The sequence below is a fragment of the Pseudomonas sp. TH07 genome (assembly GCF_016651285.1).
Lineage (GTDB): Bacteria > Pseudomonadota > Gammaproteobacteria > Pseudomonadales > Pseudomonadaceae > Aquipseudomonas.
In genome coordinates this window covers 6420812-6443534 of the sequence record NZ_JAEKED010000001.1, presented here as the reverse complement: position 1 = coordinate 6443534, position 22723 = coordinate 6420812, and the positions used below count along the sequence as shown (strand labels likewise).

Sequence of the window (22723 nt, the reverse complement as noted above, 5' to 3'; positions counted from 1 at the left end):
TTCTCCGCCCCGGGTTTTGACAAGCCGCGCCCGCTGCTGCACAGTGCGCGCCCTCTAATAAGACCCTCTTTCCATTCGATGTCGGCAGCCCCCTGCCTTCTGGTCGGTCACATGCTTTTGCGCCATTTTCAGCGGCGCAGTAATGAGGTAACGATGATTAATGCAGTAATTGCCGCGGTCGGCGTCATGCTGGTGCTCAGCCTGTCCCGCGTGCATGTGGTGATCGCCCTGATCATTGGCGCGTTGGTGGGTGGACTCACTGGCGGCCTTGGGATCGAGGCCACGCTCAAGGCGTTCAACAGCGGCTTGGGTGGTGGTGCGACCGTGGCGTTGTCCTATGCCTTGCTCGGCGCCTTTGCGGTGGCGATTGCCAAGTCCGGCCTGGCCCACGCCCTGGCAGACAAGATCCTGCTGCTGGTGGACCGCCAGGACGCCCACGGCGGCGGCCAGGTCAAATGGCTGCTGATCGGCCTGCTGTGGGTGGTGGCGATCGCTTCGCAGAACATCCTGCCGATCCACATTGCCTTTATCCCGCTGCTGGTACCGCCACTGTTATATGTGCTGACCAAGCTGCAACTGGACCGCCGGCTGATCGCCTGCGTCATCACCTTCGGCCTGATCACCCCCTATATGTTTTTGCCGGTGGGTTTCGGCAACATCTTCCTCAATGAAATCCTCTTGGCCAACGTCGCCCGCAGCGGGGTCGACATCAGCCAGATCAACGTCACCCACGCCATGGGCATCCCAGCCCTGGGCATGGTTTTCGGCTTGTTGATGGCCTTTGTCAGCTACCGCAAAAAGCGCGTGTATGACCTGGAAAAGATCGAGAAAGTCGAACAGGTGTCGGTGCAATACAACCCGCGCACCTTGCTGGTGGCAGGCCTGGCCATCGTGGTGGCGTTTGTGGTGCAGTTGCTGCTGGATTCGATGATTATCGGGGCTTTGGCCGGTTTTCTGATCTTCTCGGTGTCGGGCATCGTGCGCTGGCGCGAAACCGACGACCTGTTTACCGAAGGCATGAAGATGATGGCCATGATCGGCTTCATCATGATTGCCGCCTCGGGTTTTGCCGAGGTGATGAAGGCCACCGGTGAGGTCAAGACCCTGGTGGAAACCTCGGCCAGCTGGATCGGCCACAGCAAGGGCGTGGGTGCGCTGTTGATGCTGCTGGTGGGGCTGCTGGTGACCATGGGCATCGGCTCGTCGTTTTCCACGGTGCCGATCCTGGCCGCGATCTTTGTCCCGCTCTGTGTGCAACTGGGCTTCAGTCCCCTGGCCATCGTCTGCATCGTCGGCACGGCCGGGGCCCTGGGCGACGCCGGTTCGCCGGCCTCGGACTCGACGCTGGGGCCGACCTCCGGCCTCAACATCGATGGCCAGCATCACCATATCTGGGACACCGTGGTTCCGACCTTCCTCCACTACAACCTGCCGTTGCTGGCGTTCGGTTGGGTGGCGGCAATGGTGCTCTGAACCACTGAGCCGATGGTCCGGCGTTGCCGGGCTGCCCGTGGCCTGCTTTAGCCCCCGCGCACAGGCCCGCGGGGGCTCAACTTTTGATCCGGCGTGCCGTTAACGGCTTAACCACGCCAATAAAATCAAGAGTGAATACCTATGCGCCTAAGCTTGAAGGCCAAAGTCCTGTCCCTCGCGGTACTCCCGGTGTTGCTGTTTGCGCTGGTGATCAGCCTGACCACGGTATTCATGCTCAAGCAGCAGGCCAGCAAAGAGGTCGAAGAGACCCGCCAGCGCCTGCTGGGCGAGGCCAAGGCCACCTTGCAGAGTTACGTGGAGGTGGCGCTCAACACCGTCAAGCCGTTGTATGACGCTGCGGCCAACGGCGACCAGGCGGCGCGGGCCGAGGTGGTCAAGCTGCTGTCGAACATCACGTACGGCAAGGATGGCTACTTCTTCGGCTACGACTCCGAGACCGTGCGCCTGTTCAAGGGCAACAGCCCGGACGGCGTCGGCAAGAGCTTCAAGGACAACCGCGACCCCAATGGCGTGTACGTCAACCGCGAACTGGTGCGGGTCGGCAAGGACGGCAGCCACTACGTGCAATACAGCTCGACCCAGCCGGGCAGCGATGTGCTGGTGCCCAAGCTCGGCTACACCGAATACCTGCCCAAGTGGGACATGGTGCTCGGCACCTCGGTCAACCTCGACGGTATCGATGCCCAGGTGGCGGCGGTCGAGGCCAGCATCAACCAGCGCATGGAAGGCATGGTCCTGAGCATTGTCGGGATTGCCGTGGTGGTGCTGTTGGTGATCGCGGCGCTGGGCCTGCTGGTGGCCAACACCATGCTGCGTCCGCTGCAACTGATGAAGGTCAGCCTCGACGATATCGCCGCCGGCGATGGCGACCTGACCAAGCGCCTGGCGATTACCAGCCAGGACGAGCTGGGTGACCTGGCCGGGTCGTTCAACCGCTTTGTCGACAAGATCCATGGCCTGGTGCGGCAGATCACCGAGATGACCAGTCAGTTGACCGGCCTGGTGACCCAGGTTTCCGATCAGGCCCAGCGTTCGGAACAGGCGATGGAGCGTCAGCGCCACGAGACCGATCAGGTGGCGACCGCGATCAATGAGATGTCCTCGGCCGCCCATGAAGTGGCGCGCAGTGCCCAGGGGGCGGCGGTGGCCGCGCAACAGACCGACGCCGAAGGCCAGGCCGCCAAGCGCGTGGTGGATGGCAGCATCGCCCAGATCCATGCGCTGGTCAGCGATATCCGTAGCAGCGGTACTTCCCTCGACAGTTTGCAGAAGGACGTGGCATCGATTGTCAGCGTGCTGGACGTGATCCGCTCGATTGCCGAGCAGACCAACCTCCTGGCGTTGAACGCGGCCATTGAAGCGGCACGTGCCGGGGAGGCCGGGCGTGGTTTTGCGGTGGTGGCGGACGAGGTGCGGGCGCTGGCCAGTCGTACCCAGCAGAGCACCCAGGAGATCCAGGGCATGATCGACCGGCTGCAGCAGGGCACGCGGACGGCAGTGGAAGCCATGCGCCGTTCCAGCGATGCCGGCGATGGCACCTCGGCCCAGGCCAACGAGGCGGGTGCGTCGCTGGACACCATGGCGCAGTTGATCGGCACCATCAATTCGATGAACGCCCAGATTGCCAGTGCCGCCGAAGAACAGACTGCGGTCGCCGAAGAGATCAACCGCAGCGTGCATCAGATTGCCGTGGCGGTGGACAGCGTCGCCGACGAAACCCAACTCGGCGCCCAGACCTCCCGCAGCCTGGCGGACCTGGGCCAGCGTTTGGGCAAGTTGGTAGGGCAGTTCCGAATCTGAGGCTAACCCCTCGACCGTCCTGTAGCCGCTGACGAGCCCGCGGCTACTGGCGGCTTAGACAGTGATATCGCGCATCAGCAGGCTGTAGCGCAGGTCGACCTGGTCGGGAATCGGCAGGTACACGGTGTGGCCGTCACCCGGGGCGACCTCGATGGCTTCGCCCTTGGCGTTTTGCAGTTGATGCAAGTCGAAGTGGAAGTTGCCCTTGGGGGTCATCAGTTCCATGTGGTCGCCCAGGGCAAAGCGGTTTTTCACCTTGACCTCGGCCAGCCGGTCGCGGCGTTCGCCGGTCAGTTCGCCGACGAACTGCTGGCGCTCCGAAACTGAGCTGCCGTTCTGGTAGTTCTGGTACTCATCGTGCACATGGCGCCGCAGGAAACCTTCGGTGTAGCCGCGCTGCGCCAGGGATTCGAGGTCGTTCATCAGGCTGCGGTCGAACTCGCGTCCGGCCGCCGCGTCATCGATGGCCCGGCGATAGACCTGGGTGGTGCGTGCGCAATAGAAGTGCGACTTGGTGCGCCCCTCGATCTTCAGCGAATGCACGCCCATCTGGGTCAGGCGCCCGACGTGCTGCACCGCGCGCAGGTCCTTGGCGTTCATGATGTAGGTGCCGTGTTCGTCTTCGAATGCCGGCATCAGTTCGTCCGGGCGGTTGGCCTCCTGCAACAGGAACACCTGGTCGGTGGGCGCCCCCAGGCCCAGGGTCGGCTCGGCGGTCGGTTCGAACAGCTGGACAATATCGCCGGCGGCATTTTCGGTGGCCTCCTGGGCCTTGTATTTCCAGCGGCAGGCGTTGGTGCAACTGCCCTGGTTGGCATCGCGCTTGTTCATGTAGCCCGACAGCAGGCAGCGCCCGGAATAGGCCATGCACAGCGCGCCGTGGACAAACACCTCCAGCTCCATGCCCGGCACCTGCTGGCGGATCTCGGCGATCTCTTCCAGCGACAACTCGCGGGACAGGATGATTCGGCTCAGGCCCTGTTCCTGCCAGAACTCGACGCTGGCCCAGTTCACCGTGTTGGCCTGCACCGAGAGGTGGATCGGCATCTGCGGGAAGTGTCGCTGCACCAGCATGATCAGGCCCGGGTCGGACATGATCAGCGCATCCGGGCCCATGGCGATCACCGGCTCCAGGTCCTTGAGAAAGGTCTTGAGCTTGGCGTTGTGCGGGGCGATGTTGACCACCACGTAGAAACGCTTGCCCTGGGCCTGGGCTTCCTGGATGCCGAGGGCCAGGTTGGCGTGGTCGAATTCGTTGTTGCGCACCCGCAGGCTGTAGCGCGGCTGCCCGGCGTAGACCGCGTCGGCGCCGTAGGCAAAGGCATAGCGCATGTTTTTCAGGGTGCCGGCGGGAGCGAGCAGTTCGGGTCGGGCGAGGAGCGTCATGGGGCTGTCGGTCGCAAAAGGTCGCGAGGGTAAAGCAGTGCGCTCCGGGGTTTATTGATCTGGATCTATGCTCAATGCACAAAAGATGGCACTTGGACGCACAGCGGTTGACTAAGCCTCTGGACGCCCGTCAGCGTCCTGCGGCTTATCGAACTGGATCGGATATGAATCAAACCAACCTGCAAAACAAAAGCCTGCTGGTACTCCTGGTACTGGTGACGGTCGCTTTCATCTGGATCCTCCTGCCGTTCTACGGCGCGGTGTTCTGGGCGGTGATCCTCGGCATCGTCTTCGCCCCGCTGCAACGCCGGCTGCAATTGAAGTTCGGCTGGCCACGCAACCTGACTTCACTGTGCACCCTGGGCATCTGCCTGGTGATCGCGATCCTGCCGGTGATCATCACCAGCGTGCTGCTGGTGCAGGAAGGTACCAACGTCTACAAGAACATCGAGAGCGGGCACCTGGACATCGCCGGCTACCTGGCGCAGTTCAAGCACGCGTTGCCGCCGTATTTCCAGCACCTGCTGGACCGCTTCGGCATGGGCGAGCTCGACGGCCTGCGCGAGAAAATCGTCAAGAGTTCGATGCAGGGCAGCCAGTACCTGGCCAGCCAGGCGTTCAGCTTCGGCCAGGGCACGTTCGAGTTTGTGGTGAGCTTCTTCATCATGCTCTACCTGCTGTTCTTCTTTCTGCGCGATGGCGCCGAACTGGTGCGCAAGATCCGCACGGCGGTGCCCCTGGCGGAACATCAGAAGCGCCGCCTGCAACTCAAATTCAACCGAGTGGTGCGCGCCACCGTCAAAGGCAACGTGCTGGTGGCGGTGACCCAGGGGGCGCTGGGCGGGGTGATTTTCTGGTTTCTCGACATCCCCAGCGCCTTGCTCTGGGCGGTACTGATGGCTTTTCTGTCGTTGTTGCCGGCGGTGGGCGCGGGGATCGTCTGGGCCCCGGTGGCCGCGTACTTCCTGCTCAGCGGGGCGATCTGGCAAGGGGTGGTGCTCGGGTTGTTCGGGGTCTTCGTGATCGGACTGGTGGACAACGTGTTGCGCCCGATCCTGGTGGGCAAGGACACCAAGATGCCGGATTACCTGATCCTGATCTCGACCCTGGGTGGTCTGGCGATCTTCGGGCTCAACGGCTTTGTCATCGGTCCGCTGATCGCGGCGTTGTTCATGTCGAGTTGGGCGTTGTTCGTCGAAACCCGGCCGCGGGTGCAGTTGCCTTAAGCGACCAGCATCGGCTGCTCGAACTTCAGCGACAGTGCCTGCGCGGCGGGAAGCGAGGTAAGCGGGCCGCTGATCGGTTCGCCGTCCCGTACCAGGTACCAACAGGCGAGCAATCCTAGCTCTCTGAGCGGTGCGGGAACGGCGCTGCCGATAACGGACATGATCTGAACCTTGTGCATAAGTGCCTCCATCAATCAGTGGGGCTACCTTACAAAGCTCAGGGTGTTACGAAAAATCACCACGCTCGATAGTCGACATTGATGGCAACGACGGCGGTTGTGGTCCTTCGCGTGGTTTCAGTCCACCACCTGGTCGAGCATGTTCAGCACTTCCTGATCGTTGAGCAGGCCTTTGCGCACCAGGTTTTCTGCCAGCAGCGAAAGAAACTTGGCGCTGCGATGGCCCTCCAGGTGTTTGAGTTCGGTCAGCGCACTGTAGACCTTGCTTGAGGTACAGAGGCCGGCGATGCGGTGCGGGTTTTGCGTGGGCATAGGGTTCGTCCTTGTTTTTATGAGCCTGTTGGCATGGACAGATCCGATCTTGCGGACCTGGCATGACAGATATATGACCGTCGTATGCACGATGGGTGCGCGGTGACGGCCTTACTATTGCCGGATTTACAGGCAATTACTGTTCCGTCAGCGACCTGGGATTGGGATATTCAGACATTTGGATGATGGCAAAATGCAACAAGCCCCGCTTTGAGGGCGGGGCCTGTCAGGATGGAGCGGGCTGCTTACCAGCGGCCAGGGCCGTAGTAGTGGCGAGGCGGGCCGTAGTAGCCACGGGGCGGGCCGTAGTACACCGGTGCCGGGCGGTAGTAGACCGGCGCTGCTTCGACATACACCGGTTGCGGCTGGTAGTAGACCGGAGGCGGTGCGGCATACACCGGCTGTGGTTGTACGTACACCGGTTGCTGTTGCACGTACACCGGACGTTCCTGGTTGGACATGACGGAGCCCATTACCGCAGCACCTACGACAGCACCCAACACGGCCGGCCCGGCCCAATTGCCGCCATGGGCGGAGGCTTGGCCAGCGACAGCGAGTGCACCAATGAGCAAGGCTATCTTGGGGATTCTGGAAATCATGGTAGTTCCTCGGTTCAACCCCGGGCTTGTGGTCTGCAATAGACTCAAGGACTGTCGCGGGGATACTTCTAAGACAGCGGTTTTGGCAAAAACTGCACAGCCGCTGAGTAAATATTGTGTAAGGTCTGTACCGGCTTCTTTACCGTCATCCCTGGGCGGTAATGCCACCTTCAAACTTGGCGTCGATATGATCAGGCACAAGTCGTGCGGCGGGTTAATCCGTCTATCCGAAAGTGCCTTGCGAGGAGATTCACATGCAAATGAACCCCAACAAAGACACTCAGTTGTGCATGTCATTGTCAGGGCGTCCGGGGAACTTCGGCCTGCGCTTTCATAACCATCTGTATGAACAGTTGGGCCTGAATTTTTACTACAAGGCCTTCAGCAGCCAGGATCTGCCCGGCGCCATTGGCGGGATCCGGGCCCTGGGAATTCGCGGTTGCGGCGTGTCGATGCCGTTCAAGGAGGCCAGTATCGAGCTGGTGGATGAGCTGGACGCGTCGGCTAAGGCCATCGCCTCGATCAACACCATCGTCAACACCAATGGCCACCTCAAGGCCTACAACACCGACTACATCGCCATTGCCCAATTGCTGGCCGCGCACCAGGTGCCCCAGGCCTCGAGTTTTGTCCTGCGTGGCAGCGGCGGCATGGCCAAGGCCGTGGCCAGCGCCTTGCGCGACGGTGGCTACAGCAACGGCATTATCGTTGCGCGCAACCAGAGCGCCGGGCGCGCGCTGGCGGACTCCCTGGGTTATCAGTGGCAGGCCGAGCTGGGTGATGTGCGGGCGCAGATGCTGATCAACGTCACGCCGATCGGCATGGCTGGCGGTGCCGAAGCCGACCAGCTGGCGTTCCCGGCCGAAGCGATCACCGAGGCACAGACAGTGTTCGATGTGGTGGCGATCCCGGCGGAAACCCCGTTGATCCTGCGCGGTCGGGCCGAAGGCAAGCAAGTGATCACCGGCCTGGAAGTGATTGCGATCCAGGCCCTGGAGCAATTTGTGCTGTACACCGGCGTCCGCCCGAGCGAAGCGCAATTCCAGCAAGCGGTGGCATTTGCGCGGGGGTAGAAGGTCAGGTAAAGGGAAGGGCCGATAGGGCCAGCGCAGACTGCGGCCGCGGCTACAGTGTGTAGCCGCGGCCGGGGAGGAGGTGTCAGCCTTCGAGTTTTGCCAGGCGCTCTTCGAGGGCGGCGATGCGGGCTTCGAGTTCTTCGATGCGTTCGGCGGATACACCGCTGCCGCTGCTGCGCTCAACCGGATTCTGGCGTGCGGCCAGAATCGCCTCGATATCCGCCGGATCCCCCAGGGCGTGCATATAGCGGTCTTCGCGTTGTCCCGCCTGGCGCGGAATCAGCAGTGCCAGGCCACGGGCGATCAGGCGTTCCAGCTGATGCACCACCTGCTCGGCGTCTTCGAAATCATGCATGCGCCCGCTGCGGGTCAGCAGCTCGTTGACGGTTTGCGGGCCACGCAGAAATAACAGGCCGCTCAGCACCACCTGGGCCGGCACCAGCTCCAGGGCCTTGTCCACGCGATGCTCCCAGCGATCGGCGCGGCTGCCCATCACCAGTCGGGTAAAGCCTCGGCCTTCAAGCGCGCGCAGGCTTTGCCCAACCTGGCCCTGGCTCAGGTTCATCACCGGTTCACGGCTGGTTTTCTGGTTGCAGGCAAGCACCAGGGCATTGAGGGTCAGGGGATAGGTTTCCGGGCTGGTGGCCTGTTTTTCGATCAAGGAGCCAAGAATACGGATTTCCGTACTGTTGAGCCGCAGTTCATCAACGGAGGTCTCTTGCTCAGTGCTCATCGCGCTTTCCCTATGCTATGGAAGGCGACTAGCCTAATCCTTGCGCAAGAAAAGACAAGCCGCCCGCCGAGCGCAAGGATGTCTATAATCGCGCCACGCTGTATTTCTGCCACCCATGTCGAGACTGTCATGACTATTTCCCTGTACGCCGCCTCCGTTCCTGTCTTCAAGCAAATGCTCACTGCCCTGAGCGATGTGCTGAACAAGGCCGAAGCCCATGCCACGGCGAAGAACATCGACCCCAATGCCTTCCTGCAGGCCCGTCTGTACCCGGACATGTTCCCCCTGGTACGGCAGGTGCAGATCGCCGTGGACTTCGCCAAAGGCGTCAGCGCCCGCCTGGCCGAGGTCGAACTGCCCAAGTACGACGACAGCGAAGTCACCTTCGCCGACCTGCAAGCCCTGATCGCCAAGGTCCTGGCCTTTATCGACGGGATCCAGCCCGCGCAGATCGATGGCAAGGAAGGCATCGAAATCGTCACCCGCCCTGGCACGCCGAAAGAGAAGCGCTTCAGCGGCCAGTCCTACCTGCTGACCTACGGCCTGCCGCAGTTCTTCTTCCACGTCACCACCGCCTACGCCTTGCTGCGTCACAACGGTGTTGAAGTCGGCAAGCGCGATTACATGGGCGCTTTCTAAGCCCCACGCTGCAAAAAGCCCGGCAAGGTGTGAGCCTTGCCGGGCTTTTTTGTGCGCGGCGTTCAGGGCCGCGTCGAAGGCTGTGCCGCTCAGGCTGTCGGTTGGACCGGATCGTCCTGGGCCATGCAGGCGGCTGCGGTGAACAGCACATCGGTGGAGGAGTTGAGGGCGGTTTCCGCCGAGTCCTGAAGCACGCCGATGATGAAGCCGACCGCCACCACCTGCATCGCGATCTCGCTGGGGATGCCGAACAGGCTGCACGCCAGGGGAATCAGCAACAGCGAGCCACCGGCCACGCCCGAGGCGCCGCAGGCACAGATCGCCGCGACCACACTGAGCAGCACCGCAGTCGGCAGGTCGACGCTGATGCCCAGGGTGTGCACCGCCGCCAGGGTCAGCACGGTGATGGTGATCGCCGCGCCGGCCATGTTGATGGTGGCGCCCAGGGGGATCGATACCGAATAGGTGTCTTCATGCAGGCCCAGGCGCTTGCTCAGTTCCAGGTTGACCGGAATGTTGGCCGCCGAACTGCGGGTGAAAAACGCGGTAATCCCGCTTTCGCGCAGGCACATCAGCACCAGCGGGAAGGGGTTGCGGCGGATTTTCCAGTAGACAATGGCCGGGTTCATGACCAGAGCCACAAACAGCATGCAGCCGATCAGCACCGCCAGCAGGTGCAGATAGCCCAGCAGCGCACCGAAGCCGGAGGTGGCCAGGGTCGAGGCCACCAGGCCGAAAATCCCCAGCGGGGCGAAGCGGATCACCACCTGCACGATCAGGGTCACGCCGTTGGACAGGTCGCCGAGCACAGTGCGGGTGGTCTCACCGGCATGGCGAATGGCGACGCCCATGCCGATGGCCCAGGCCAGGATGCCGATGAAGTTGGCATTCATCAGCGCGCTGACCGGGTTCTCGACCACGCTCAGCAACAGGCTTTGCAGGACTTCGGCGATGCCACCGGGGGCGCTGATGGCGACGTCGTGGGTGGACAGCACCAGCGCCGACGGGAACAGGCTGCTGGCGATCACCGCGACCACGGCCGCGGCGAAGGTGCCCAGCAGGTACAGCACCAGGATCGGCCGGATATGGGTCTGCTGCCCATGTTTGTGGTTGGCGATGGAGGCCATCACCAGTACGAACACCAGGATCGGCGCCACGGCCTTGAGCGCAGCGACAAACACCTTGCCGATAAAAGCGGTGGACTTGGCCACTTCGGGCAGCAACAGCGCCAGGGCGATCCCGGCGAGCAAGCCGATAATGATCTGCGTGACCAGGCTGATGCCCTTGAGTTTTTGCAGAAGCGAAGGGGGCGAAGCAGTCATAACGGTATCTCTGTTTTTTTTGAGGTATTGGATGGGGCGACAGTAATAGACGCGGCCGACTGTCTCAAGGATTGCCCACCGTACGCGGCAGCAACGCTTTGCGCTGAATCACCGAGGGTAGACGATGACCGTGCCGGGTTTTTTAGGGGGGCGGACTTTATCACAGCGCCGGTGGTCCCCCGGAGGTGTATGACGATCTGCCGCACAGCCCGCGCTTCAGCGGCGGATCAAACATTCTGTTAACATTCGCCATCCTTTTTTCATATCCCCTCAGTGGGCCCTCGGGCTGGCGCTGGCGTTGTCGTTTCTGGAGTTATTCATGCTGTTGCCCATCCTGCTGTTGTCGGCTGCGGGTTTTACCGTGCTGACCACGGAATTCATCATCGTCGGTCTGCTGCCGTCGATCGCCCGGGATCTTGAGGTCAGCGTGCCCCAGGCCGGCCTGCTGGTGACGCTGTTCGCTTTCACCGTGGCTGCATTCGGGCCGTTTCTCACCGCCTATTTCGCCCGTTTCGAACGCAAGCGCCTGTTTGTGACGGTGCTGGTGATGTTCGGCCTGGCCAATACCCTGGCGGCGCTGGCGCCGAATATCGGGGTCATGGCTGTGGCCCGGTTGATCCCGGCGTTGGGGTTGCCGGTGTTCTGGGCCCTGGCCAGTGAAACTGCGGTCGGCATTGTCGGCCCGGACTACGCCGGGCGCGCCATCGCTAAAATCGGCTTCGGCATTGTGTGTGCCACGGTTTTCGGGATTCCGGTAGGGACCCTGATTTCCGATGCCTTCGGCTGGCGCAGCGCCTTTGCGATCCTGGCGGTGGTGGCGTTCGCCAAGGCCTTGCTGCTGTTTATCTACCTGCCGAAGACCGAGCTGCATAAGCAGCAGGTCAGCCTGGGTTCGCAATTCAAGATCCTGCGCAGCCCGCTGATGCAGGGGCATGTGCTGCTGTCGATCCTGGTGTTCAGCGGCATGTTCACCGCCTACACCTACCTCGCCGACATCCTTGAGCGCCTGGCCGGGTTCAACGGCACCGTGGTGGGCTGGTGCCTGATGGGCTTTGGTGCGGTCGGGTTGATCGGCAATTCCCTGGGCGGACGGGCAGTGGACCGGCATCCGCTGATGGCGTCGATGGTGTTCTGCGCCTTTATGATCGGCGGCATGGTGGCCCTGGTACCGGCTATCCATTCGACATTGGGGCTGGCGGCGGCCATGGGCATCTGGGGCGTGACCCAGGCGGCGTTGTTTCTGGTCAGCCATGTGCGGCTGATGAAGGCCGCACCTGAAGCGCCGGCCTTTGCCGCGTCCCTGAACATCGCCGGGGCCAACCTCGGGATCGGCCTGGGAGCCATGGTCGGTGGCCGGGTGATCGACACCCTGGGCCTGGGCAGCCTGGGATTCGCCGCTGCCGGGTTCATCCTGGTGTCGATTGTCCTGGCCTTGCTGCTGATGGGCGCCAAGCCGCGCAGAGCTTGCGCCTGATACCTCAGGCGGGCAGGGCGGTGAACAGCTCGCGGCGCGCACCCTCGGTAATCGCGACGATGCCGGGGTGCTTGACCTTGCGCTCCACTGAAATGGCATAGAAGGACTCGGTCACTGCATCGGTCTGGCCGATCAGCTCCACGCCGTATTGGCGCTTCACTTCATCGGCAATCACGCTGGGGGCGATGAAAATCCCGCTGCCGGATTGGCCGAAGGCCTGCATCAGCGCGCTGTCGTCGAACTCGCCAATGATCCGCGGCTGAATCTGCTGTTCGGCGAACCAGCGCAGCAAGCGGCTGCGGACCACGGTTTCCTGCCCCGGTATCAACATCGGTGCGCCGTGCAGGCTGTGGGGGAAATCCTGGCCGTAGGCCTGGGCCAGGTTGGCCGTGGCGAAAAAACTGATGCCGCACTCGCCCAACTTCTGGCTGTAGCCCTTGATGTCGAGGTGCGACGGCATCGGACTGTCGGAAATCACCAGGTCCAGACGCTGGATGGCCAGGTCGGCCAGCAGCCGTTCGAGTTTGTCTTCGCGGCAGGTGATGCGGATCGGCTCACTCAACTCCATGGTGGGCGCGATCAGCCGGTAGACAATGGATTTGGGCACCACATCGGCCACCCCCACCCGAAACTGGATCTGCTGCTCATTGGGCTGGGCGCGGAGCATGGCTTCCAGTTCGCCCCCCAGCTGAAACATCTGTTCGGCATAAGGCAGGGTCTGGCGCCCGGCTTCGGTGAGTTCCAGCTGGCGTCCGACCCGGCGAAACAACTCGATGCCATAGGTTTGCTCCAGCAGGCTAATCTGACCGCTGATGGTTTGCGGGGTGAGGTTGAGCTGCTCGCAGGCGCGCACGATGCTGCCGGTTTTGGCCACGACCCAGAAGTAATGCAGTTGACGATAATTGAGCATGGCGATCTCACTTCGTAAAAACCGAATTATAACTGCAAAAAATACGAATTTTCCTGAAGTATCCAGCTCTTTAGAATCCCCCGCTATCGACGGCCTGCCGGTTGGGCCCGTCTGTTCTATCGAGGGCAACACCATGAAAATTCAAAACATCGGCGCCGCAGCCCTGCTGGCGCTGGCATTAGTGGGCCTGGCTGGCTGCGATCAAGCAGAAAAAAGCGCCCAGCAATTGATGGGCAAGGCTGCCGAATCGGCCAAGCAAGCGATTGACGACACCCACAAGGCGGCCGAGCAAGCCATCAGCGACGCCACCGGTGGCTTGATCAGCAAACAGGAAAAACCCGCTGACGACAGCAAGAATAAAGAGCCGTCGTCGCAGGAAATCTAACCCTTTCGTACCACAGAGCCAGGATTGCCCATGGAATACCTTTTACAACTCGCCGCCAGCCCCACCGCCTGGGTCGCCCTGGCCACCCTGGTGGTGATGGAAATCGTGCTTGGCATCGATAATCTGATCTTTATCTCGATCCTGACCAACAAATTGCCCGAGCAGCATCGAGCCAAGGCGCGACGCATCGGGATCGGCATGGCCCTGATCCTGCGTCTGGCGTTGCTCAGCACCATCGCCTTTATCGTGCAATTGACCGAGCCGGTGATCGACGTGTTTGGCCAGGTGTTCTCCTGGAAGGACATGATCCTGATCGCGGGTGGCCTGTTCCTGCTGTGGAAGGCCACGACCGAGATCCATCACAGCATGGACCCGCGGGCTCAGCACGACGATAAGGCCACTGCGGGTGTGTCCATCGGCTTTGCCGCTGCGATCGGCCAGATCCTGCTGCTGGACATGGTGTTTTCCATCGACAGCATCATTACCGCCGTTGGCATGACCGAGCATTTGCCGATCATGATCATCGCGGTGGTGGTCTCGGTCCTGGTGATGTTGCTGGCCGCCGAGCCGCTGGCCAAGTTCATCAACGACAACCCGACCGTGGTGATGCTGGCCCTGGGCTTCCTGATCATGATCGGTATGACCCTGATCGCCGAAGGCTTCGGTGCCCACGTGCCAAAAGGTTATGTGTATGCGGCGATGGCGTTCTCGGCGGCTATCGAGAGCCTGAACATGCTGGCGCGACGGGCGCGGCAGAAGCGTGAACTCGATGCCTGATTGATTGCGTGACATTTGGCCGCCTGCCTTCGAAAGAATGCAGGCGGCTTTTTTTTGCCGGGTGGATGACTCAGTGCGCGATCGCGGGACGTGGCGCCGGTTTGCTGACTTTTGCCGGGGTTGGCGGTGGGAGAGGGTGGTGATGCCGGCGGGTGATCCGCAACACCCCCCAGAGCATGGCGCCGGCAACGGCCAGCCAGCCACAGATCAGTAGGAAAATCGTCGTTGTCAGGCTCATACGTGCCTCCTCTTTGCCCTGTCCAGGGCACACACTCTTTGCAATGGACAGTCTAGTCGTTGCCGTGTTTCAAACAATTGACCAATAGTCGAGAGTGATCGACTGCTTCGCTCTATCGCCGGCAATTAACTGCGACCTAACGCTATACCACTGAGCCAGAGGGCCCTATGATCAGGCCCCCAGCCGGAAGACTGTCAGGCCGGCGTCTGATCAAGAGAGCGAAGATGGTGCGGGTATTTCCTCGAATTCGAACGGCGTTGCTGGCCAGCGCCTGTGTCCTGAGCCTGGCGGGTTGCGCCACGGGTGTGCAGCCGGAGATCCAGCGCCTGCCCGAGCGGGTCGAGCTCAGCAGTGTGCCGTTCTTTCGAGGCGAGATCTATCAGAGTGGCCCCGGCGCCCTGGCCAGCATGCTGTCCCAGCAAGGTGTGGTGATCACGCCCGGGCTGCTCGACAAGCCCTTGCATCTGCCGGGCGCCGAGGCGCAGTTGCAGCAGAACATGCAGAAACTCGCCCGTGAGTACGGGATGCTGGTCTACCCCCTGGACGACAACCTTCCAGCCTTGCTGACCCAGGTGGCAGCCGGTTTTCCGGTGATGCTGCGCTTTACCGAAGGTTCGTCGTTCTGGTCGCAGCCGCGTTACGCGGTGTTGGCCGGCTACAACCGCGACAAGCAGACGGTGCTGCTGCGTGCGGGGCAGAATCGGCGGATGTTGATGAGCTTCAGTTCGTTTGAGTCAGCCTGGAAGAATGCCGGGAGTTGGGCGGTGTTGATCCAAGCGCCGAACCAAGTGCCAGCCAAGGTCGATCGCCAACGCTGGTTGCGGGCAGCGGATGAACTGGCCCAGGCCGGTCAGGAACAGGCAGCAGCCAAGGCGGTCAAGGCCATTGGCAACTGATCTGAGCAGATGTGAAAACGGCGCCCTGAGGCGCCGTTTTCATTTAAAGAGGACTCATTGGCTGCGCTGGGCGACGCCACTCTGGCGGTCCTTGAGGTTCTTGTCGGCCTTGTAGCGCAAGGCTGCATCCGGCACCGAGCCGCTTTTGCCGGTCTCGACCCAGTTGCGGATGCGGCTGGCATCGGCGAAGTGGGTGTATTTGCCAAAGGCATCGAGAATCACCAGCGCGACCGGGCGATTGCCCATGCTGGTGACCAGCACCAGGCAATGACCAGCCTGATTGGTAAAGCCGGTCTTGGTCAGCTTGATATCCCAGTTGGCCCTGTTCACCAGGTGGTCGGTGTTATGAAAACCCAGGGTGTAGTTGGGTTTGCGGAAGGCCACGGTTTTTTCCTTGGTGGTGCTCAACTCGCTGAGCATCGGGTACTTGCGTGCGGCCAGCAGCAGCTTGCTCAGGTCACGAGCCGTGGACACGTTGTGAATCGACAGCCCGGTGGGTTCCACATAGTGGGTGCTGGTCATGCCCAATGCTTTGGCCTTGGCGTTCATCGCCGCAATAAAGGCCGCGTAACCGCCCGGATAATGATGGGCCAGGCTCGCGGCGGCGCGGTTTTCCGATGACATCAGAGCGATCAGCAGCATGTCGCGGCGGCTCAGCTCACTGTTGAGCTTGACCCGGGAGAACACGCCTTTCATTTCCGGGGTGTCGCTGATCGACACCGAGATGTATTCATCCATCGACTGTTTGCCTTCCAGCACGATGAGGCCGGTCATCAGCTTGGTCACCGACGCAATGGGTACCACCACGTCCGGGTTGCTGGAATAGATGACTTTGTTGGTCTGCAGGTCGAGCAGCAAGGCGCTGCCCGAAGCGATATGCAACTGTGAAGTGTCTCGGGGCGCGGCGGTGGTTTCGCCGGCAACGACGGTCTGCGTGATGAAGGTGCCTGTAACAGCAAAAAATAGGCTCAGGATAGAAAGACGAATTTTCACGCGGGCGGACTCGAAAAAAGTATGGATATGCCGTTTGGCAACGGGTCGTTTTCGAAAAAAACGTTACATTTTATGAGTATGGCTGAAGAACTGTCGATTGTTCTTCCAATGGTCGATGAAACCCCCTAAGAACTAAGAAAAAACAGGTATTTTCCGAGTGATGGCGCTTTGGTATCCGGGCCGGTACTTAATAAACATGGTGCGCCACCCGGGCGGGGATTAGCATCGCCTTTTTTGCTGCATATCACCCTGGAATAAACGGGAGTCGGGCAATGCCGAAAAGCTTTATCAGCAAAGAGTATCTGCCCATGGTGGTGTGGGCGGGAATGGTGGCGGTGCTGTTGCTGGCGTTCGCGTTTTTCCCCAAGTCGGCTGATTGGTATGGCTGGATCCAGGCAGTCGGGCTGATAGTGGGTTTAATGGTGGCCATTGCCGTTCCCGCTATTCAACGGCGGCAGGAGTTTGCTGCGCAACGCGCTCAACTGCGTGAGCGCAATGTGGGGTATGGCCGACGCCTGCACTACTTCACGTTGGAGTTGCTGGAGTTGTTGGGGCGTATTGGAGCCAATCTGGCGCATTTGCGGGCCACTGATCGTCATCGTTGTCAGCGCAATATCGAGGATTTTTTGCACCGCGTGTTCGAGTCCCACAAACGCGATGTTAACGATGAGCGGATTGTCATCATCCATGACCTGCGCCTCCTCGCCCAAACCCTGGTCGATGAGCTGGAAAGCGGGCGAAGCGATCGGGTGGTGATGCTCGACCTGGAAAAACGCCTGCAGAAAGTGGCGTATCGCGCCCAGGTCAGCGCGGCGCTGGCGGAGCGCAGCTAGTCCGGCATACCCCATAAACAAAGAACCCCGCCAATGGCGGGGTTCTTTGTTAGCGGAACAGATGCACTTCCTGGTTTAGCTATGCAGGGTTTCCGCCGCGTACAGTGTGTTCTCCAGCAGGCAGGCACGGGTCATCGGCCCAACGCCACCCGGTACGGGAGTGATCCAGCCGGCGCGGGGCAGGGCCGTCTCGTAGACCACATCGCCCACCAGCTTGCCGTCGCCCTGGCGGTTGATGCCCACGTCGATAACGATGGCGCCCGGCTTGATCCACTCACCTTTGATCAGACCCGGCTTGCCGGCGGCAACCACCACCAGGTCGGCGCGGCCAACGTGGCCTGCCAGGTCCTTGGTGAAGCGATGGGTGACGGTCACGGTGCAGCCAGCGAGCAATAGCTCCATGGCCATCGGGCGCCCGACAATATTAGAGGCGCCGACCACCACTGCATCCAGGCCGTAAAGATCGACCCCGGTGCTTTCCAGCAGGGTCATGATGCCTTTGGGGGTGCAGGGTCGCAGCAGTGGAATGCGTTGTGCCAGACGACCGACGTTATAAGGATGGAAGCCATCCACATCTTTATCCGGGCGAATGCGTTCCAGCAATTTGGAGGCATCGAGATGTTCGGGCAAAGGCAATTGCAGCAGAACACCATCAATGTTCGGGTCATCATTAAGGCGATCGATCAGGCTGGCCAGATCGTCTTGAGTGGTGTCGGAGGGCAGGTCATAGGCTTGGGAAAGAAAGCCGACCTCTTCACAGTCTTTACGCTTGTGCGAGACATAAACCTGAGACGCTGGGTCGCTGCCGACCAGGATCACCGCGAGGCCGGGGGGGCGCAGGCCTTGCTGGCGACGCTCGGCGACACGTTTGGCGATCTGCTGGCGCAGGCTAGCGGCGATCGCTTTGCCGTCGATTAGTTGTGCAGTCATGACGCGTGATTAACCATCGAGAGGGAGAGAAAAAGAGAACGTATTCTCGCATGTCGGGACGTGAGGGCAAAGGCGCTTGGTCAGCAAATTCCCCTAACCCCTTTAATTAAATGAATTTTTTTCAAAAAAGAGTTGACGACCTTAGCGACCACCTATAACATTCGTCGCACTTGTCGGGCACAGCCTAGCACTGGTTAAGAAGGTCGGGCAGAGTTGATGGTTAACTCACAACGACTGAAAGCACTTAGTTTGTAATCGTTAAAGAATACAGATTAATAAGGCGCCCGTAGCTCAGCTGGATAGAGCATCCGCCTTCTAAGCGGATGGTCGCAGGTTCGAGTCCTGCCGGGTGCGCCATTAGGCAGCTTTGGCACAAGTAACGCAACAACGCAATATGGTGGGCGTAGCTCAGTTGGTAGAGCACAGGATTGTGACTCCTGTTGTCGTGGGTTCGATCCCCATCGTCCACCCCATATTTCGAAAAGGCGCCAGATTAATAGTCTGGCGCCTTTGCTTTAAAAGGCTTGATACGCGGACGTGGTGGAATTGGTAGACACACTGGATTTAGGTTCCAGCGCCGCAAGGTGTAAGAGTTCGAGTCTCTTCGTCCGCACCAATTAAGTAGCTATTTAATAGCAGATAACGGCGCAGCACCTGAAAAGGGCTGCGCCGTTTTCGTTTCAGAAGTTCGGGTTTTCAGTGCGGCTGCCGGTAGTGGGCTGAATGAGTTGGCGAAGTGTTCGTCTTTTTTTGTCACTGGATGTTCGGGTTGATCTGCCGGGCCATCGAGGTCTGGCGGCCAGGCGGCTGACGACTGGTCTCTTCTATATATAGAGGGACGGTTTAGAGGCGCTGGTTTGATTCGCTGTATTTGCTCTGTGGGTGAGGCTCAACCGTTTGTCCCCGCCTTTAAATTGCCAGCTGTTTTTTACCCGTTTTCAGTAGGGTGACTTCTTGAGTTTGACCCACTAGAATGCATGCCCTTGATTCTGGGGTCGGAAACGGCCGGCTAACGTCTGTGCAACGAGGAATATCCATGCAAGTTTCTGTTGAAAATACTTCTGCTCTTGAGCGCCGCATGAGCATCACCGTGCCGGCCGAGCGTATTGAGAGCCAGGTCAACAAGCGTCTGCAGCAGACTGCCCAAAAGGCCAAAATTGCAGGCTTCCGTCCTGGCAAAGTTCCAATGAGCGTTATCCGTCAGCGTTATGAAGCTGATGCGCGTCAAGAAGCTGTGGGTGATGTGATCCAGGCTTCCTTCTACGAAGCAGTGGTTGAGCAGAAGCTGAACCCGGCTGGCGCACCTTCGGTCGAGCCTAAAGTGCTGGAGAAGGGCAAGGATCTGGAATACGTCGCAACGTTCGAAGTATTCCCTGAGTTCACTGTTGCCGGTTTCGAGTCCATCGCCGTTGAGCGCCTGAGCGCTGACGTGGCTGATGCCGATCTGGACAACATGCTGGAAATCCTGCGCAAGCAGAACATTCGTTTTGAGTCGGTCGATCGTGCCGCACAGAACGAAGATCAACTGAACATCGATTTCGTTGGCAAGGTTGACGGCGAAGTATTCGCTGGTGGTTCCGCCAAGGGCACTCAGCTGGTTCTGGGCTCCGGCCGCATGATTCCTGGCTTCGAAGACGGCCTGGTTGGCGCCAAAGCCGGTGAAGAGCGCGTTCTGAACCTCACCTTCCCTGAGGACTACCAGAACCTGGACCTGGCCGGCAAAGCTGCCGAGTTCACCGTTACCGTCAACACTGTGTCCGAGCCTAAGCTGCCAGAGCTGACCGAAGAGTTCTTCGCTCAGTTCGGTATCAAGGAAAGCGGTCTGGAAGGTTTCCGCGCCGAAGTTCGCAAGAACATGGAGCGTGAACTGCGTCAGGCGATCAAATCCAAGATCAAGAACCAGGTCATGGACGGTCTGCTGGAAGCGAACCCGATCGAAGTGCCTAAGGCGCTGCTGGACAACGAAGTCAACCGCCTGCGCGTACAAGCTGTTCAGCAGTTCGGTGGCAACATCAAGCCTGACCAGCTGCCGGCCGAGCTGTTCGAAGAGCAAGCCAAGCGCCGCGTTGTGCTGGGCCTGATCGTGGCTGAAGTGGTCAAGCAGTTCGACCTCAAGCCAGACGAAGATCGTGTTCGCGAGCTGATCCAGGAAATGGCCTCGGCCTACCAGGAGCCTGAGCAGGTTGTGTCTTGGTACTACAAGAACGACCAGCAACTGAACGAAGTCCGTTCGGTTGTGCTGGAAGAGCAAGTTGTGGATACTGTTCTGCAGAAAGCTAGCGTGACCGACAAATCGGTCTCTTACGAAGAAGCGGTCAAGCCGGTAGAAGCACCACAAGCCGACTGATTTTTTACTCGTTCGAAAATACACACCATAAGCCAGCCTTCGCGCTGGCTTATGCGTATTCAAGACATGACTATTTGGGAGTGACTGCAGGACATGTCCCGCAATTCTTATTATCAGCAGAGCTCTGACATCCAGGCCGCAGGCGGCCTGGTCCCGATGGTTATCGAGCAGTCCGCCCGTGGCGAACGCGCCTATGACATCTATTCGCGCCTTCTCAAGGAGCGAGTGATCTTCCTGATTGGCCCGGTAGAGGATTACATGGCCAACCTGGTGGCGGCGCAATTGCTCTTCCTTGAAGCGGAAAACCCGGACAAGGACATCCATCTTTATATCAACTCACCAGGTGGTTCGGTGACTGCAGGCATGTCGATCTACGACACCATGCAGTTCATCAAGCCCGACGTTTCCACCATCTGCATTGGCCAGGCCTGCAGCATGGGTGCTTTCCTGCTCGCCGGCGGCGCTGCGGGCAAACGCCATTGCCTGCCTAACTCGCGGATGATGATTCACCAGCCGTTGGGCGGTTTCCAGGGTCAGGCGTCGGATATCGACATCCATGCCAAGGAAATCCTCCACATCCGTTCGCGTCTGAACTCGCTGCTGGCTCATCACACTGGCCAGAGCCTGGAAACCATCGAGCGCGATACCGAACGCGACAACTTCATGAGCGCAGAGCGTGCGGCGGAATACGGCCTGATCGACTCCGTGATCAACAAGCGTCAAATGCCTGCCTAAGCAACTCAAATGTCGGTGGTTGGGGTAACTGGCCACCTGCGGGCTTGAAAAAGCCCGCAATTGCCTTCATCTTGTGTTGCAAGCCTATCGGATTTGGATCGATCGAATGACTGACACCCGCAACGGCGAGGACAACGGCAAACTGCTCTATTGCTCCTTCTGTGGCAAAAGCCAGCATGAAGTGCGCAAATTGATTGCCGGCCCCTCGGTCTTTATCTGCGACGAGTGCGTCGACCTGTGCAATGACATCATCCGTGAGGAGGTGCAGGAAGCACAGGCTGAAAGCAGCGCGCATAAATTGCCTTCGCCTAAAGAAATCAGCGGCATCCTTGATCAGTATGTAATCGGTCAGGAGCGTGCGAAAAAGGTTCTCGCAGTAGCGGTGTATAACCACTACAAGCGCTTGAATCAGCGTGACAAAAAGAATGACGACGTCGAACTTGGCAAGAGCAACATCTTGCTGATCGGCCCTACAGGTTCGGGTAAGACTCTGCTGGCAGAGACCCTGGCGCGCCTGTTGAACGTACCCTTCACCATTGCCGACGCGACCACCCTCACCGAGGCGGGTTACGTAGGTGAGGATGTCGAGAACATCATTCAGAAGTTGCTGCAGAAATGCGATTACGACGTAGAGAAAGCCCAGATGGGTATCGTCTACATCGATGAGATCGACAAGATTTCGCGCAAATCTGACAACCCTTCGATCACCCGGGATGTTTCCGGTGAAGGCGTGCAGCAAGCGTTGCTGAAGCTGATTGAAGGTACTGTTGCTTCCGTTCCGCCACAGGGCGGCCGCAAGCATCCGCAGCAAGAGTTCCTTCAGGTCGATACGCGCAACATCCTGTTTATCTGCGGTGGTGCGTTCTCCGGTCTGGAAAAGGTTATTCAGAGCCGTTCCACTCGCGGCGGCATCGGCTTCAACGCCGAAGTTCGCAGCAAAGAGGAAGGCAAGAAGGTGGGCGAGTCCCTGCGTGAAGTCGAGCCTGACGATTTGGTCAAGTTTGGTCTGATCCCGGAGTTCGTCGGTCGTCTGCCGGTTCTGGCGACGTTGGACGAGTTGGATGAGGCTGCTTTGATTCAGATCCTCACCGAGCCGAAAAACGCCCTGACCAAACAGTACGCCAAGCTGTTCGAGATGGAAGGTGTAGATCTGGAGTTCCGTACCGATGCACTCAAGTCGGTCGCTAAACGCGCCCTTGAGCGCAAGACCGGTGCTCGTGGTTTGCGTTCGATTCTGGAAGGTGTACTGCTCGACACTATGTATGAAATCCCCTCGCAGTCCGAGGTGAGTAAAGTAGTGATCGACGAGAGCGTTATTGAAGGCAAGTCCAAGCCACTGTACATCTATGAGAACAGTGAGCCGGCAGCCAAGGTGGCGCCAGACGCGTAAGCGTCGCACTGCTGCTTAAAAAGAGGGGGCCTTCGGGCCCCTTTGTTTT

General features: G+C 59.9%; 23 protein-coding genes, 3 tRNA genes and 1 pseudogene. 17 read left to right on the top strand and 10 right to left on the bottom strand.

What is annotated here, in order from left to right:
- Window positions 1-156: 156 nt before the first annotated feature.
- The 3 genes and pseudogenes from JFU57_RS29400 (at window position 157) to JFU57_RS33745 (ending at window position 3294) form a co-directional block, all read left to right on the top strand.
- A complete protein-coding gene (locus JFU57_RS29400; protein ID WP_201132229.1) occupies window positions 157-1473 on the top strand; it encodes a Na+/H+ antiporter NhaC family protein in 1317 nt (438 codons plus the stop codon).
- Window positions 1474-1614: 141 nt separating this feature from the next.
- A pseudogene (locus JFU57_RS33750) lies at window positions 1615-2388 on the top strand (cache domain-containing protein); the annotation flags it as partial.
- 84 nt (window positions 2389-2472) lie between these two features.
- On the top strand, window positions 2473-3294 hold the full coding sequence (locus JFU57_RS33745; RefSeq protein ID WP_371106522.1) for a methyl-accepting chemotaxis protein: 822 nt from the start codon (window positions 2473-2475) through the stop codon (window positions 3292-3294).
- Between the two features lie 54 nt (window positions 3295-3348).
- Here JFU57_RS33745 and trhP read toward each other — a convergent pair whose 3' ends face one another.
- The gene (gene trhP, locus JFU57_RS29390; protein ID WP_201131688.1) at window positions 3349-4680 is read right to left on the bottom strand and encodes a prephenate-dependent tRNA uridine(34) hydroxylase TrhP; all 1332 of its coding nucleotides are present in this window, start codon (window positions 4678-4680) and stop codon (window positions 3349-3351) included.
- A gap of 164 nt (window positions 4681-4844) precedes the next feature.
- Between trhP and JFU57_RS29385 the strand changes: the two genes are divergently transcribed.
- Complete coding sequence (locus JFU57_RS29385) at window positions 4845-5906, top strand: AI-2E family transporter (protein WP_078473277.1); 1062 nt, start codon at window positions 4845-4847, stop codon at window positions 5904-5906.
- On the opposite strand, the gene JFU57_RS29380 is transcribed toward JFU57_RS29385, so the two are convergent.
- The 3 genes from JFU57_RS29380 to JFU57_RS29370 all read right to left on the bottom strand — a co-directional run bounded on the left by JFU57_RS29380 (window position 5903) and on the right by JFU57_RS29370 (window position 6996).
- Window positions 5903-6085 carry a hypothetical protein gene (locus JFU57_RS29380; RefSeq protein WP_020296837.1) on the bottom strand — a complete coding sequence of 61 codons (183 nt, stop codon included), beginning with the start codon at window positions 6083-6085 and terminating at the stop codon, window positions 5903-5905. The genes JFU57_RS29385 and JFU57_RS29380 overlap by 4 nt on opposite strands.
- 117 nt (window positions 6086-6202) lie before the next feature.
- Window positions 6203-6397, bottom strand: a complete 195-nt coding sequence (locus JFU57_RS29375) for a hypothetical protein (protein WP_020296836.1) — start codon at window positions 6395-6397, stop codon at window positions 6203-6205.
- Between the two features lie 245 nt (window positions 6398-6642).
- Entirely contained in the window at window positions 6643-6996 is a 354-nt protein-coding gene (locus JFU57_RS29370) for a hypothetical protein (RefSeq protein WP_043229212.1), read from the bottom strand.
- Between the two features lie 254 nt (window positions 6997-7250).
- Between JFU57_RS29370 and JFU57_RS29365 the strand changes: the two genes are divergently transcribed.
- Window positions 7251-8069, top strand: a complete 819-nt coding sequence (locus JFU57_RS29365) for a shikimate 5-dehydrogenase (RefSeq protein WP_201131687.1) — start codon at window positions 7251-7253, stop codon at window positions 8067-8069.
- Between the two features lie 85 nt (window positions 8070-8154).
- Here JFU57_RS29365 and JFU57_RS29360 read toward each other — a convergent pair whose 3' ends face one another.
- Window positions 8155-8805 (bottom strand): YceH family protein, encoded by a 651-nt coding sequence (locus JFU57_RS29360; protein WP_020296833.1) that lies wholly within the window; start codon window positions 8803-8805, stop codon window positions 8155-8157.
- 129 nt (window positions 8806-8934) lie between these two features.
- On the opposite strand from JFU57_RS29360, the gene JFU57_RS29355 reads away from it, so the two are divergent.
- Complete coding sequence (locus JFU57_RS29355) at window positions 8935-9444, top strand: DUF1993 domain-containing protein (protein ID WP_078473274.1); 510 nt, start codon at window positions 8935-8937, stop codon at window positions 9442-9444.
- Window positions 9445-9533: 89 nt separating this feature from the next.
- Here the strand turns inward: JFU57_RS29355 and sstT are convergent, their stop codons facing one another.
- On the bottom strand, window positions 9534-10766 hold the full coding sequence (gene sstT / locus JFU57_RS29350; RefSeq protein ID WP_201131686.1) for a serine/threonine transporter SstT: 1233 nt from the start codon (window positions 10764-10766) through the stop codon (window positions 9534-9536).
- A 319-nt stretch (window positions 10767-11085) separates the two neighbouring features.
- Between sstT and JFU57_RS29345 the strand changes: the two genes are divergently transcribed.
- Complete coding sequence (locus JFU57_RS29345) at window positions 11086-12240, top strand: MFS transporter (RefSeq protein ID WP_201131685.1); 1155 nt, start codon at window positions 11086-11088, stop codon at window positions 12238-12240.
- A 4-nt stretch (window positions 12241-12244) separates the two neighbouring features.
- On the opposite strand, the gene nhaR is transcribed toward JFU57_RS29345, so the two are convergent.
- A complete protein-coding gene (gene nhaR, locus JFU57_RS29340; RefSeq protein WP_020296829.1) occupies window positions 12245-13150 on the bottom strand; it encodes a transcriptional activator NhaR in 906 nt (301 codons plus the stop codon).
- 133 nt (window positions 13151-13283) lie between these two features.
- On the opposite strand from nhaR, the gene JFU57_RS29335 reads away from it, so the two are divergent.
- The gene (locus JFU57_RS29335; RefSeq protein WP_201132228.1) at window positions 13284-13535 is read left to right on the top strand and encodes a hypothetical protein; all 252 of its coding nucleotides are present in this window, start codon (window positions 13284-13286) and stop codon (window positions 13533-13535) included.
- A 30-nt stretch (window positions 13536-13565) separates the two neighbouring features.
- Window positions 13566-14312, top strand: coding sequence for a TerC family protein (locus JFU57_RS29330; RefSeq protein ID WP_201131684.1), 747 nt, complete (start codon window positions 13566-13568; stop codon window positions 14310-14312).
- Between the two features lie 70 nt (window positions 14313-14382).
- On the opposite strand, the gene JFU57_RS29325 is transcribed toward JFU57_RS29330, so the two are convergent.
- A complete protein-coding gene (locus JFU57_RS29325) occupies window positions 14383-14550 on the bottom strand; it encodes a hypothetical protein (RefSeq protein WP_201131683.1) in 168 nt (55 codons plus the stop codon).
- A gap of 167 nt (window positions 14551-14717) precedes the next feature.
- On the opposite strand from JFU57_RS29325, the gene JFU57_RS29320 reads away from it, so the two are divergent.
- The gene (locus tag JFU57_RS29320; RefSeq protein ID WP_201131682.1) at window positions 14718-15446 is read left to right on the top strand and encodes a PA2778 family cysteine peptidase; all 729 of its coding nucleotides are present in this window, start codon (window positions 14718-14720) and stop codon (window positions 15444-15446) included.
- A 54-nt stretch (window positions 15447-15500) separates the two neighbouring features.
- Here JFU57_RS29320 and pbpG read toward each other — a convergent pair whose 3' ends face one another.
- Window positions 15501-16439 (bottom strand): D-alanyl-D-alanine endopeptidase, encoded by a 939-nt coding sequence (gene pbpG, locus JFU57_RS29315; protein WP_078473268.1) that lies wholly within the window; start codon window positions 16437-16439, stop codon window positions 15501-15503.
- Window positions 16440-16711: 272 nt separating this feature from the next.
- On the opposite strand from pbpG, the gene JFU57_RS29310 reads away from it, so the two are divergent.
- Window positions 16712-17272 carry a hypothetical protein gene (locus JFU57_RS29310; protein ID WP_078473267.1) on the top strand — a complete coding sequence of 187 codons (561 nt, stop codon included), beginning with the start codon at window positions 16712-16714 and terminating at the stop codon, window positions 17270-17272.
- A 75-nt stretch (window positions 17273-17347) separates the two neighbouring features.
- On the opposite strand, the gene folD is transcribed toward JFU57_RS29310, so the two are convergent.
- Window positions 17348-18202 carry a bifunctional methylenetetrahydrofolate dehydrogenase/methenyltetrahydrofolate cyclohydrolase FolD gene (gene folD, locus JFU57_RS29305; RefSeq protein WP_201131681.1) on the bottom strand — a complete coding sequence of 285 codons (855 nt, stop codon included), beginning with the start codon at window positions 18200-18202 and terminating at the stop codon, window positions 17348-17350.
- A gap of 280 nt (window positions 18203-18482) precedes the next feature.
- On the opposite strand from folD, the gene JFU57_RS29300 reads away from it, so the two are divergent.
- The 6 genes from JFU57_RS29300 (at window position 18483) to clpX (ending at window position 22674) form a co-directional block, all read left to right on the top strand.
- Window positions 18483-18559, top strand: a tRNA-Arg gene (locus tag JFU57_RS29300).
- 40 nt (window positions 18560-18599) lie between these two features.
- A tRNA-His gene (locus JFU57_RS29295) sits at window positions 18600-18675 on the top strand.
- Window positions 18676-18733: 58 nt separating this feature from the next.
- Window positions 18734-18818 (top strand) — tRNA-Leu (locus tag JFU57_RS29290).
- Window positions 18819-19238: 420 nt separating this feature from the next.
- Window positions 19239-20549, top strand: coding sequence for a trigger factor (tig, locus tag JFU57_RS29285; RefSeq protein WP_020296822.1), 1311 nt, complete (start codon window positions 19239-19241; stop codon window positions 20547-20549).
- Window positions 20550-20642: 93 nt separating this feature from the next.
- Window positions 20643-21284 (top strand): ATP-dependent Clp endopeptidase proteolytic subunit ClpP, encoded by a 642-nt coding sequence (clpP, locus tag JFU57_RS29280; RefSeq protein WP_016965272.1) that lies wholly within the window; start codon window positions 20643-20645, stop codon window positions 21282-21284.
- Window positions 21285-21390: 106 nt separating this feature from the next.
- The gene (gene clpX, locus JFU57_RS29275) at window positions 21391-22674 is read left to right on the top strand and encodes an ATP-dependent Clp protease ATP-binding subunit ClpX (protein WP_020296821.1); all 1284 of its coding nucleotides are present in this window, start codon (window positions 21391-21393) and stop codon (window positions 22672-22674) included.
- Window positions 22675-22723: the final 49 nt, after the last annotated feature.